Genomic DNA, 11,788 nt, shown 5'->3' with positions numbered 1-11,788 from the left:
ATGATGAAGTACGGAATGCGCGAGAGGATCAGCGGGGCCGTCATACTGGTCGCGCTGGCCATCATCTTTGTACCTATGCTGTTTGACGAACCGGCGCCGCGCGACGAACGTCCTCAGCCCGTTTTCACTATCGAGCAGCCGGTGCCGGTCGAGCGTCGCGACGTGCCCGATCCACAGCCGCCTGCCAGCCTCGGTCAGATTCGCACGCCGGGCAGCACCTTGGTCGAAGCGCCGGTCGAGCCTGGTGAGCCCGTAGCAGAGCCTGAGCCTCAAGTGCAGGTCCCCCCCGTGGTGGAACCGCCCGCGTCGGCACCGGCCCAAGCCGCGCAAGCGCCGGCCGTGGTCACACCGCCGGCGCCCCAGCCCTCGACGCCGCCGGCCCAGGCCGACCCCATTGCCGACCTGGCGCGGCAGGCATCGCAGCGCGTCGAAACCGCCCAGGCGCCTAGCACCGCGCCTTCGCCCACGGCAGCGTCGGGCGAGTGGGCGGTGCAGGTCGGCAGCTTTGGCGAGGCGGGAAATGCCGAGCGGCTGCAGGCGCGCCTGCGCGAAGAGGGGTTCTCGGCCTACAGCCGCAGGCGGGACAACAACATGACCACGGTCTATGTGGGTCCCTATGCTTCGTCGGAGGCCGGTGAGCGGGCCATGACCGAGCTCAAGGAGCGTGCCAATCTCCAGGGGCTGCTGGTGCGGGTGAGAGAGTGAACGAGATGATGTTGACCTGGCTCGACTGGCTCTTCCTCGCCGTGCTGGCGGTGTCGACCCTGGCGGGGTTCATGCGTGGACTCGTTCGCGAAGGGCTGGGGCTGGCGGCCTGGATCATCGCGCTGCTGGCTGCCCGCCTGCTCGCCGAGCCGGTGGCGGACATGCTGTCCGGGCTGATCGAAAGCCCCGATGGACGGCTGGTGCTGGCCTTCGTGCTGGTGATTCTTGGCGTCGTGCTGCTGTGCGGTATCGTGATCCGTATGGTGCACGCAGCGGTGGAGTGGGTGGGCATGGGCCTGCTCAACCGGGTGGCCGGGGCCTGCTTCGGGATGGCTCGCGGCGGCGCGGTGCTGGTGCTGGCCACCATCCTCATCAGCCTGACGCCGCTTGGACAGCTGCAGGCCTGGCAGCAGGCGCAGCTGCGACCGACCTTCGAACAGCTGCGCGACTGGTCGGTCAGCCAGCTCGAGGCCTGGGAGGGGCGTGTGCCCAACAGCCCACAGGACTGGCGCAACCTGTCCTGGCCGGAGCGCGGCAACGGCGCCGCGCCTGGCGAACCCCAGAATTGACCCATGCATTTCTTACGCCGGCCGCGGCCGGCATCCTGCAAGCGAGGTAAGGTGGAATGTGCGGTATCGTAGGCCTTCTGGCCAAGCAGACCGTGAATCAGGCGATCTATGATGCGCTGACGGTGCTGCAGCACCGCGGCCAGGATGCCGCCGGCATGATGACCTGGAGCGATGGCCGCTTCTTGCTGCGCAAAAGCAACGGTCTGGTACGCGACGTGTTCCACACCCGCCATATGGCGCGCCTGCAGGGCAACCTGGGGATTGGCCATGTGCGCTACCCCACCGCCGGTTCGTCCAGCGAGGCGGAATCCCAGCCGTTCTACGTCAACTCGCCCTACGGCATTGCGCTGGCGCACAACGGCAACTTGACCAACTCCGAACAGCTCAAGCAGGAGCTGTTCTCCTCGGACCTGCGCCATATCAACACCAGCTCCGACTCCGAGGTGCTGCTCAACGTCTTCGCTCATGAGCTTGGCAAGCAGGGCTTTCACCTGTCGCCCGGCGACATCTTCGATGCGGTACGCCGCGTGCATCGACGCTGCCGCGGTGGCTATGCTGCCGTAGCGATCATTAATGGCGTCGGCCTGGTTGCGTTCCGCGACCCCAACGGCATCCGCCCGGTGGTGTTCGGCACCCGCGACGAAGGCAATGGCCAGGAGGTGATGATCGCCTCCGAGTCGGTGGCCCTGGACGTCGGCGGCTTCGAGCTGCATCGCGACCTGGCGCCGGGTGAAGCGATCTTCGTCGACATGCAGGGTGAGTTCCACACCCAGCAGTGTGCCGATGCTCCGCTGCTGGCTCCCTGTATTTTCGAGCACGTCTACCTGGCGCGCCCCGACACGATTCTCGATGGCGCCTACGTCTACGGTACCCGTATGCAGATGGGGCGCAAGCTGGGCGACCGCATTCGCAGCGAGTGGCCGGAACACGACATCGACGTGGTGATCCCCATTCCGGACACCTCGCGGACCTCGGCGCTGGAGCTGGCCCAGCACCTGGGCGTGACCTACCGCGAAGGCTTCATGAAGAACCGCTACATCGGTCGTACCTTCATCATGCCGGGGCAGACCCAGCGCAAGAAATCGGTACGCCAGAAGCTCAACGCCATCGGCGTCGAGTTCAAGGGCAAGAACGTTCTGCTGGTGGATGACTCCATCGTGCGCGGCACCACCTGCAAGCAGATCATCCAGATGGCGCGCGATGCCGGTGCCAACAAGGTCTACTTCGCCTCGGCGGCTCCCCCGGTGCGCTACCCCAATGTCTACGGCATCGACATGCCGGCAGCCTCGGAGCTGATTGCCCATGGTCGCAGCGAGGCCGAGGTGGGTGAGCTGATCGGCGCCGACCGCATCTTCTACCAGGACCTGGAGGACCTCAAGGCAGCCTGTCGAGAAGTGAACCCGCACCTAGAGATCTTCGACTGCTCCGTGTTTGATGGCCGCTACATTACCGGCGACATCGACGCCGGCTACCTCTCGGCCCTGGAAGCCTCCCGCAACGACTCCGCCAAGCAAGAGCAGAGCGTCGGTGCGCATGCGCTCGTGGGCATGCACAATCAGGATGACGACATCGACGATTGAGGTGGTCAGGATGTACGACGAAACCCCCGATGACACGCAGTGGGCGCTGGAAACCCTGGCCATTCGCGCCGGCCACCAGCGCACCCATGAGCAGGAGCACGGCGAGCCGATCTTTCCGACCTCGAGCTTCGTCTATGGCAGCGCCGCGGAAGCGGCGCGCAAGTTTGGTGGCGAAGAGCCGGGCAACATCTACTCTCGCTTCACCAATCCAACGGTGCACACCTTCGAGCGACGCCTGGCAGCGCTGGAGGGCGGCGAGCGCTGCGTGGCGACCAGCTCCGGCATGGCGGCGATCCTCTCCACGGTGCTCGCCCTGCTGAAGAGCGGCGACGAGATCGTGGCGTCACGCTCGCTGTTCGGCTCCACGATCAGCCTGTTCGACAAGTACTTCGGCAAGCTTGGCATTACCACCCGCTATGTCGAGCTGGCCGACCTGGCCGCCTGGGAGTCGGCGATCACGCCGCAGACGCGGCTGCTGTTCGCCGAGACGCCCTCCAATCCGCTCTCCGAGCTGGTCGATATCGCCGCGCTGGCTGAGATCGCCCAGCGCCACGGCGCGCTGCTGGCCATCGACAACTGCTTCCTTACGCCCGCGCTGCAGACTCCGCTGGCGCTCGGGGCCGACCTGGTCATCCATTCGGCCACCAAGTACCTGGACGGGCAGGGTCGCGCTGTGGGGGGGGCGGTGGTGGGCCGTCACAAGGAACTCGAGGAGGTCTTTGGCGTGGTGCGCACCTGCGGCCCCTGCCTGAGCCCCTTCAACGCCTGGATCTTCACCAAGGGCCTGGAGACGCTCAGCTTGCGCATGCGCGCCCACTGTGCTAGCGCCCTGGCGCTGGCCGAATGGCTTCAGGCGCATCCGGCGGTGGCCAAGGTGCACTACAGTGGCCTGGTCGACCATCCGCAGCATGCCTTGGCCAAGCGGCAGCAGGGGGCGTTCGGTGCGGTGCTAGGCTTTGAGGTCAAGGGGGGGCGCGAGGCGGCCTGGTCGGTGATCGATGCCACGCGTCTGCTCTCCATCACCGGCAACCTGGGCGACGTGAAGTCCACCATCACCCATCCGGCTACCACGACGCACGGGCGCCTCTCCGAACCGCAGAAGGAGGCGGCGGGTATCCGCGAGGGGCTGGTGCGGATCGCGGTGGGGCTCGAGGCGTTCGACGACATTCGCGCCGACCTTGCACGCGGGCTCGATCGGCTCGGCTGAGGCATCTTCGCGCTTGCCAGCAGCCTTTCTTAATTGCGGGGCGACACCTACAGGTGTCGCCCCGCTGTCTGTCGTGCGCCAGACCGCCTACGCTGTCACAGCGACGAGCGATTTTTACGAACGCTGTGTTCGGCTTTTTTCAGCAGAAGCAAATGATGCGCTGCGGTACGCTTTGCCTATCAATCGAATCGCTGGAGCCAGGCAATGTGGCGCAATACCCGAACGGGGTGGGGTTTGATCAGCATGAGCCTGCATTGGCTCAGCGCGCTCGTCATCGTCGGTCTTTTCCTATTGGGCTGGTGGATGACCGGGCTCGGCTATTTCGACCCCTGGTACAACCGCGCACCTTGGTGGCATCGCTCCATCGGGATTCTGCTGCTGTTTGCCACCCTGCTGCGCCTCGCCTGGCGCCTGTGGCAGCCCACGCCGCAGGCGCGGGGGAGCCGGTTTGAGCGGCTGGCGGCCCACCTGGGCCATGTGCTGCTCTACGTCCTGCTGCTGGTGGTCATGCTGAGCGGTTACCTGATCTCTACCGCGCGGGGGCGTGGCATCAGCGTCTTCGACTGGTTCGAGGTGCCGGCCTTGATCAGCCATCTGCCTAACCAGGCCGCCATTGCCGGTGAGATTCACTGGTACAGCGCCCTTGCCCTGATGCTGCTGGCCGCCGGTCATGTTCTGGCTGCCTTGAAGCACCATTTCGTCAATCGTGATGATACCCTGGCGCGCATGCTGACTCCGGCACGTGCACGTCGACATTGAACGCCCGCCCGGCGGGTGGTAACCAAGGAGAGACCTCATGTTCAAGAAAGCCGCACTCGTCACCGCGCTGAGCGCTGCTGCGCTGGCCACGGCCGGCCAGGCCCTCGCCGAAGAGTACATTGTGGATACCGAAGGGCAGCATGCCTTCATCCAATTCAAGATCAATCACTTGGGGTATTCCTACATTCTCGGCAACTTCGAGGAGTTCCAGGGTCGTTTCCACTATGACGCCGATGATCTTGAGTCAGCCAGCGTCGAGATGGAGGTGCAGGTCAACAGCCTCAACTCCAACCATGCCGAGCGTGACCGCCACTTCCTGAGCGACGATTTCCTCAGCGCCGGCCAGTACCCGACTGCCACCTTCGTCTCCACTGGCTTCGAGCCGACCGGCGACAACGAAGGCGTGCTCACCGGCGACCTAACCCTGAAGGGCGAGACCCGTGAAATCGAGATGCCCGTGCGCCTGATGGGCGAGGGCGAAGATCCCTGGGGCAACTACCGTGCCGGCTTCGAGGGCTCGACCATGCTGACACTGGCCGATTTCGGCATCGACATGAGCGATTTCCCTGAAGTGATGCATGAGCTGGAGCTCTATGTGACTTTCGAAGGCGTTCGTCAGTAATAATCGCTGACGCTGCCTGCGCCACCGCCGGTTCTGCCGGCGGTGGCGTTGTGCGTTATACGAATACCATTATCGTTCCTTTTCCTTTCAGGTCTTGCGAGTGACATCGACAGGCTCTTCACCCTCCCTCGGCGTAACGCTGTGGCGCCAGACCTGGCCGATGGCCATCGGCGTATTGGCGCTGCTGGGCTTCCAGCTGGTCGACAGCGCGTTCATCGCCCGTCTGGGTACGGCGCCGCTGGCAGCACTGACTTTCACCTTTCCGCTGACCTTTCTGATCATTGGCGTTCAGGTCGGGCTCGGTATCGCCATTGCTGCGCTTATCTCGCGGGCCCTGGGCGCCGGCGAGACCGAGCGTGCCCGCCGGCTCGGCACGCTGGTGCTGATGGCGGGAACGCTGGGAATCGCGCTGCTGGCGCTGGGGCTCTGGTTCTGGCAGATGCCGATCTTCCAGCGACTTGGCGCGGATGACTCGGCCCGTGAGCTGATCCGTGGTTACTGGGCGCCCCAGCTGCTGTCGGCATGGCTGGGCGCGGTGCTTTATTTCATCTACAGCCTGTTTCGTGCGCATGGCGATACGCGCCTGCCAGGCAAGATGATGGTCATCACCAGCCTGCTGAACCTGCTGCTCGATCCGCTGCTGATCTTTGGCTTCGGCCCCTTGCCGGGGCTGGGGTTGCCAGGCGCTGCCTGGGCCACGGCTATCGCCTTCTTCGGCGGACTGCTGCTGGTGGGGCGGCGTCTGGCGGGCACGCGCTGGCTGGCCCGCCAGGGGCTTGCCTCAGAGGTGCGTCAGTCGGCGCGCCCCTTCCTGGCCATTGCCGCCCCAGCCATGATGGGCCAGCTCATGCCGCCGCTGGCGGCCATGCTGGCGGTATCGATCGTCGCCGGCCTGGGTGAGAGTTCAGTGGCGGCCTGGGGCCTGGCAAGCCGGCTGGAAACGCTATCGCTAATGGTGGTACTGGCGATGACAATGTCCCTGCCGCCGTGGCTCGGCCGCTGCTACGGCGCCGGCGACTGGCAGCAGATCGACAGGCTGCTGCGCCTGGCACTGAGGGTAGTGCTGGTCTGGCAGCTGGGGCTTGGCCTGGTCCTGGCGGCGCTGGCACCTTGGGTGGCGCTGCTGCTCTCGGGCAATCCGGAAGTGCGCCATGAGCTGGCCACGCTGATTCGCTTCATGCTGCCCAGCTATGCCTGGCTCGGGGTCTGCATGCTCACAGTGTCCGCTGGCAACGCGCTGGGCTGGCCGCTGCGCTCCATGCTGCTTTCCGCCGCCAGGCTGTTCGTCTTCTATCTGCCTGCACTCTGGCTCGGCACCCAGTGGGGCGGACTCCTCGGGTTGGCGCTGGGTGCCGCACTGGGCAATGGGCTGGCCGGTGTGGTGGCCTGGTGCATGCTGCGGGGCAGGATAAAGAGGGAGTATGACGCCCGGCAGGGCGGTGTGGCGCCGGCCCAGCGCACGCGGGCAGGCTGAACCCGGCAGCGATTGCGAACCCCTGGCGTATTCTGCTGTCAGGGTAGGAACGTGATGGCGCCTATTGGCGCCATACATGTACGTCGAAACGAATGGAGAACGTAATGACGGTAATGAAGTTCTTGATAGCGGCACTGGCTTCCCTGGGCATCGTCACGGGTGCCGTAGCTCAGCAGATGCAGGCTCCACCTCAGGGTGATCAGGTCGGGCAACTGGCCGAGCTGCTCGACCTGGATGAGAATCAGCAGCAGGAGATCCGCGAGCTCATGGGGGATGCCGAGGCTCGCATCGCACCGCTCGAGCAGGAGGCCCAGGCTCTGCAGGTCCGGCTCGGCAGCCATGTGGAGCCCAACTATGACGAGGCGGCCATTCGCGATGATGCCTCTCGCCTGGGTGCCTTGACCGGCGAGATCACGGCCGAAACGGTGCTGCTGCAGGCCAAGGTGGAAGCGGTCTTCACTGAAGAGCAGCGCCAGCAGCTCGACGCGCAGATCGCCGAGCAGCAGCGCCAGATGCAGCAGATGCAAGACCAGATGCAGCAGCAGCAGGGCGGCGGCCAGCCGATCCAGTAAGCTCCCCCGCTGGCCAGTCGATGCGCTGGCCGATGGTTTTGGTGCCTCAGGGCCAAGGCCAAAAACAAGTGGCCCTGCCTATTGGCAGGGCCACTTGTTTTCCGACGGCTGCGTTCAGTCGCCCGGGGGGGGGCTGTACGCTTTCTGCGGCGCGCCCAGCTTCTGCTGCTGCCAGGCAAAGTAGAGGAACAGCGCACCCATCACCAGGTAGCCAAGGGTGAAGTCCCAGGCGGCATTGAACGACAGTCTGGGCGCGTGCATCAGGCCGATGAAGGAAAACAGGGCGGCTATGCCGGCGAAGGCGGCGGCCCGGCGGAACTGGTGGTCGATCACCGAGACTGTCATGGCGCCAAGCAGGATCGCCATGAACATGGCGCCTTGGCCGAGCGGAACGATACCGGCCGAGATGCCCTGCACCGTCTCGCCTGCCGCGTTGTTGAAACGCGTCATCACGTAATTGGCGAAGTAGGGCAGCATGGCCAGCGCTACGGCGGGATAGTAGCGGGTGTCGTTGCTCTGGAAGGCGGTCGCTACCATCGACATGCCTACGAATACCAGGATCGGCGCCACGACCGAGACGGGGATGATGGCCGCCAGCGCAGCGATCAGGCCGAACATGGTGGCCAGGGCATATACCGCACCATTGAGCAGGCTGTAGCCGCGCCCGGCGCCCATCCACTTGGCGCCGACCGTGGCGATGTATACCGTGGTGGGGAAGACGCCGCCGAACAGGGCGCCGATCATGGTACCTGCGCCATCTACGGCCTGGCATTCTCGCACGTCGTACTTGTCGCCGGCGGCTTCCATGGCCTCCACGTTGTTCATGGTCTCGATGGCGTTGTAGAGCGTGATCGGCAGCACCACGGTCAGGATGGCGAGCATGCCGGTGAACAGCAGTCCCAGTCCCTCGAACCAGGCCATATTGGGCAGCAGTGGGTAGAAGCCCAGGTGGCGGAAGGCGTCGCTGAAGCGCTCGCTCCCTGCGTCGCCGATCAGGTAGGCCATGGCGGTACCGATGACGATGGCAAACAGTGAAGTGGGCAGGCGGAACGGCATCGCTACGCGGGCGACGAGACCGACGATGATGATGGCCAGGACCAGCAGGCCGATCACCGGCATCTCGAGCGTCTTGAACAGCATCTCGCCGGCGATGAAGGTCAGTGCCACGCCGGCGACGGCGCCCAGCATGGCGGCCCGCGGCAGGTGATACTGCACCCAGCGCCCGATCAGGCTGATGGCGGCTTCGATCGCGCCGCTGATGAAGCAGGCGGCAACAGCGATCTTCCAGGCCAGCTCGGCGTCACCGGTCAGCTGCTTGGCCGGCAGCAGCACGCCAAACAGGAAGACGAACATGACCGGCGTGGAAATGCCGTACGACAGTGCCGTGACATCAGCTCGGTTCTCCTTGTGCGCGAGGCGGGCCGCGCTCCAGGCGTAATAAAAGTTACCGACCATGACGGCGATCGCCGCGCCGGGGAGCACCTGGCCAAAGACGATGGCGGGGGAGAAGCCCATGCCGAGCATGGTGATGGCAATGATGACGAAGTTGGCAATGTTGTTCTGGAACAGCGCAAAAAAGGCGTCAGTGTCCTCCTTCTTGTACCAGGGATAGTGCACAGGGGAAGCCGCCATGGTTAGCCTCGTGTATTGTTGGGTTGTATACAAGACAGTATCATTTTTGGTCACGCTGCTGGAACGCTCAGCTGTCGCGTCTTCGCCTGGCGAGGCTACCACAGATTCGTTCCGCTAGGCGGCGACCGCTGCCATTCCGCTTGGGCTATTCCGTTTAGCTAGGCCATCTACGCTGTTCCATTTGGGCTGGGACTCGAACCCGTCTTGGCGCATGCTATGCATGAGAGCCACGCAAAGGAGTGCCACCCATGGAACACGATGAAAGCTGCATCGTCCGCCATTTCGGCTATTATGCGACGCTGGCGGACAGGGAAAAGGCGCTGCTGAGAGAGCTGGAGAGCCAGCCGGTATCGGTGAAGGCAGGCACCGTGCTGTGGGAGGATCGCGATGAAGCCAGCGATTTCTGTACCCTCCAGCGGGGCTGGGCCTACGCCTTCCGTCATCTTGAGAACGGAGCGCGCCAGGTCATCGAGGTCTACCTCCCCGGTGATATCATCGGGCTGAGGGAATTTGCCTTCTCGCAGCGCCTGGCAGGGGTCCGGATGGCTGAGGATGGGGTCGCCTGCTTCTTTCCCCATCAGAACCTACTGTCGATCTTCGAAAACTCCTTCACTCTAACCTCGATCCTGTTCGCCATCGCCAGCCGCCAGCAGGTGCTGCTCACCGAGCGCCTGGTGAACCTGGCGCGGCGCAGTGCGCGCCAGAAGCTGGCGCATTTCCTGCTCGAGGTCTGCCAGCGGCTACAGCAGACGGAGGCCACGGGAGAGCAGTGCTTTCACCTTCCGCTGTCCCAGGAACTGCTTGCCGACCTGCTCGGGCTGAGTCCGGTGCATGTGAGCCGTACCTTTTCCGCCCTGAGCGAGGAGGGCCTGCTCTACCGTGACCGTCATCAGGTCACGATTCCCGACGCCAAAGCGCTCAAGGAGGAAGCGGACTTCGATGATCGTTACCTGATCGGCAGCATGCGACCCCTGCTTCAGGGCTATGACCCGCGCCACCAGAATGGCCAGTGCGAAAGCGCACGGCTGCTGGATGAATCGCGCTGAGGTAGCAAGTGCGCTGAAAGAATAAAACGACACCCGGGCTGCCCCGGGTGTCGTTGAGGGTACGCGAAAAGACTCAGTTGACCGCGGCGATGGCCTTGGCCAGGTAGGGCAGATTCTCATGTGAGAAACCGGCTACGTTGGCACGCCCCGAGCGAACCATGTAGATGCCGAATTCGTCACGCAGCCGGTCGACCTGCTGCGGCTCGAGCCCGGTGTAGGAGAACATGCCACGCTGCTCGGCCACGCAGGCGTACTTCGCATCCAGCCCGTAGGGCTTCAGTGCGGCGACGAAGTCCCGGCGCAGGGTATTGATGCGGTCGCGCATCTCGGTGAGCTCCTCGCGCCAGATTGCGGCAAGCTCGGCCGAGTGCAGGATCTCGCTGACGATGGCGCCACCGTGGGCCGGCGGGTTGGAGTAGTTCTCACGTGCCACGATGGCCACCTGGGAGCGCACATTTTCCATCTGCTCCTGATTCTTCGCCACCATAATGAGGCAGCCGGTGCGCTCGCAGTAGATGCCGAAGTTCTTGGAGCAGGAGCTGGTGATGATGACTTCATCGAGATTCTCGGCCATCAGGCGCACGCCGTAGGCGTCCTCTTCGAGGCCTTCGCCAAAGCCCTGGTAGGCGAAGTCGATCAGCGGGAGCAGGTTGCGCTCGCGCACCACCTCGAGGATCTGCTGCCACTGATCGCGATCCAGATCGAAGCCGGTGGGATTGTGGCAGCAGGCGTGCAGCACGATCACGTCGCCGGCCGGGATCTGCTGCACTGCGGCCAGCATGCCGCTGAAGTCGAGGCGGTTCTCGGCGTCGACATAGGGGTACTTGTTCAGCTTGATACCGGCCGCGGTGAAGATGCCGTGGTGGTTCGGCCAGGTGGGGTCGCTGACCCAGATTCCCTTGCCGGGCAGCTGCGCGCTGATGAAGTCTGCGGCCAGGCGCAGGGCACCGGTGCCGCCCGGCGCCTGAGTGGCGCTGGCACGCTTCGCCTCGAGCACGGCAGAACCCTGCTGGCCCAGCACCATTGGCAGCACGACCTCGGCATAGCGCGGGTCGCCATGTGAGCCGATGTAGGTCTTGGTGGTTTCATTCTTGAGCAGCAGGGCCTCGGCTTCCTTCACGGCGCGCATCACCGGCGTGTTGCCCTGGGCATCCTTGTAGACACCGACGCCGAGATCGACCTTCTGGGGGTTGGTGTCCTTCTTGAAGGCCTCGATCAGGCCGAGGATGGCATCCCCGGGCACCCGCTCAATATGTTCGAACATTTATTTCGCTACCTCGTCGTCGGTTCTAGCGGCAAGAATGAAATCGTTTCGGTGCAAGCCATTGATCTTGTGCGTCCACCACCTGACGGTGACCTTTCCCCATTCCGTCAGCAGTGCGGGGTGATGCCCGGCGGCCTCGGCCACCTCGCCAACGCGATTGGTGAACGCCAAGGCCTGCTTGAAGTCGGGAAAGGCAAACACTCGCTCAAGCTGCATGATGCCATCGCGCTCCACGATCTGCCACTCGGGAACTTCCGGTTTGAACAACCGAATTTCGGCTGGCGTGACGGTGGGTGAGCCGCGGCGGCAGGCCTCGCAGGGCTGGCGTGACAGTCGGGTCATGACGAACTTCCTCACG

12 protein-coding genes are annotated in these 11,788 nt (G+C 64.3%); 9 read left to right on the top strand and 3 right to left on the bottom strand.

The genetic code is table 11. From position 1 onward, the window contains the following. The first annotated feature begins 3 nt into the window (after window positions 1-3). The 8 genes from ACT7B3_RS10595 (at window position 4) to ACT7B3_RS10560 (ending at window position 7,488) form a co-directional block, all read left to right on the top strand. The gene (locus tag ACT7B3_RS10595; protein ID WP_445157915.1) at window positions 4-705 is read left to right on the top strand and encodes an SPOR domain-containing protein; all 702 of its coding nucleotides are present in this window, start codon (window positions 4-6) and stop codon (window positions 703-705) included. Window positions 706-710: 5 nt separating this feature from the next. Further along, window positions 711-1,274 carry a CvpA family protein gene (locus ACT7B3_RS10590; RefSeq protein ID WP_444679317.1) on the top strand — a complete coding sequence of 188 codons (564 nt, stop codon included), beginning with the start codon at window positions 711-713 and terminating at the stop codon, window positions 1,272-1,274. Between the two features lie 56 nt (window positions 1,275-1,330). Then, window positions 1,331-2,854, top strand: a complete 1,524-nt coding sequence (gene purF / locus ACT7B3_RS10585; RefSeq protein WP_444677417.1) for an amidophosphoribosyltransferase — start codon at window positions 1,331-1,333, stop codon at window positions 2,852-2,854. A 10-nt stretch (window positions 2,855-2,864) separates the two neighbouring features. Beyond that, on the top strand, window positions 2,865-4,061 hold the full coding sequence (locus tag ACT7B3_RS10580; RefSeq protein ID WP_445157914.1) for an O-succinylhomoserine sulfhydrylase: 1,197 nt from the start codon (window positions 2,865-2,867) through the stop codon (window positions 4,059-4,061). Window positions 4,062-4,265: 204 nt separating this feature from the next. Beyond that, window positions 4,266-4,820, top strand: a complete 555-nt coding sequence (locus ACT7B3_RS10575) for a cytochrome b (protein WP_445157913.1) — start codon at window positions 4,266-4,268, stop codon at window positions 4,818-4,820. A gap of 37 nt (window positions 4,821-4,857) precedes the next feature. Continuing rightward, entirely contained in the window at window positions 4,858-5,442 is a 585-nt protein-coding gene (locus ACT7B3_RS10570) for a YceI family protein (RefSeq protein ID WP_445157912.1), read from the top strand. A gap of 100 nt (window positions 5,443-5,542) precedes the next feature. Next, entirely contained in the window at window positions 5,543-6,916 is a 1,374-nt protein-coding gene (locus ACT7B3_RS10565; RefSeq protein ID WP_445157911.1) for an MATE family efflux transporter, read from the top strand. Between the two features lie 104 nt (window positions 6,917-7,020). Beyond that, entirely contained in the window at window positions 7,021-7,488 is a 468-nt protein-coding gene (locus ACT7B3_RS10560) for a Spy/CpxP family protein refolding chaperone (RefSeq protein ID WP_445157910.1), read from the top strand. 114 nt (window positions 7,489-7,602) lie between these two features. Here ACT7B3_RS10560 and ACT7B3_RS10555 read toward each other — a convergent pair whose 3' ends face one another. Continuing rightward, window positions 7,603-9,120 carry an NCS2 family permease gene (locus ACT7B3_RS10555; RefSeq protein WP_445157909.1) on the bottom strand — a complete coding sequence of 506 codons (1,518 nt, stop codon included), beginning with the start codon at window positions 9,118-9,120 and terminating at the stop codon, window positions 7,603-7,605. 248 nt (window positions 9,121-9,368) lie between these two features. Between ACT7B3_RS10555 and ACT7B3_RS10550 the strand changes: the two genes are divergently transcribed. Next, window positions 9,369-10,166 carry a Crp/Fnr family transcriptional regulator gene (locus tag ACT7B3_RS10550; protein ID WP_445157908.1) on the top strand — a complete coding sequence of 266 codons (798 nt, stop codon included), beginning with the start codon at window positions 9,369-9,371 and terminating at the stop codon, window positions 10,164-10,166. A gap of 73 nt (window positions 10,167-10,239) precedes the next feature. Here ACT7B3_RS10550 and ACT7B3_RS10545 read toward each other — a convergent pair whose 3' ends face one another. Together ACT7B3_RS10545 and ACT7B3_RS10540 are read right to left on the bottom strand one after the other, a co-directional pair. Then, window positions 10,240-11,430, bottom strand: coding sequence for an amino acid aminotransferase (locus tag ACT7B3_RS10545; RefSeq protein WP_445157907.1), 1,191 nt, complete (start codon window positions 11,428-11,430; stop codon window positions 10,240-10,242). Continuing rightward, window positions 11,431-11,772: a 4a-hydroxytetrahydrobiopterin dehydratase gene (locus ACT7B3_RS10540; protein ID WP_444677423.1), complete on the bottom strand. Its 342-nt coding sequence runs from the start codon at window positions 11,770-11,772 to the stop codon at window positions 11,431-11,433. Window positions 11,773-11,788 lie beyond the last annotated feature (16 nt).

The organism is Halomonas sp. E14 (assembly GCF_052568415.1).
This window is presented reverse-complemented; position numbering and strand designations above follow the sequence as displayed.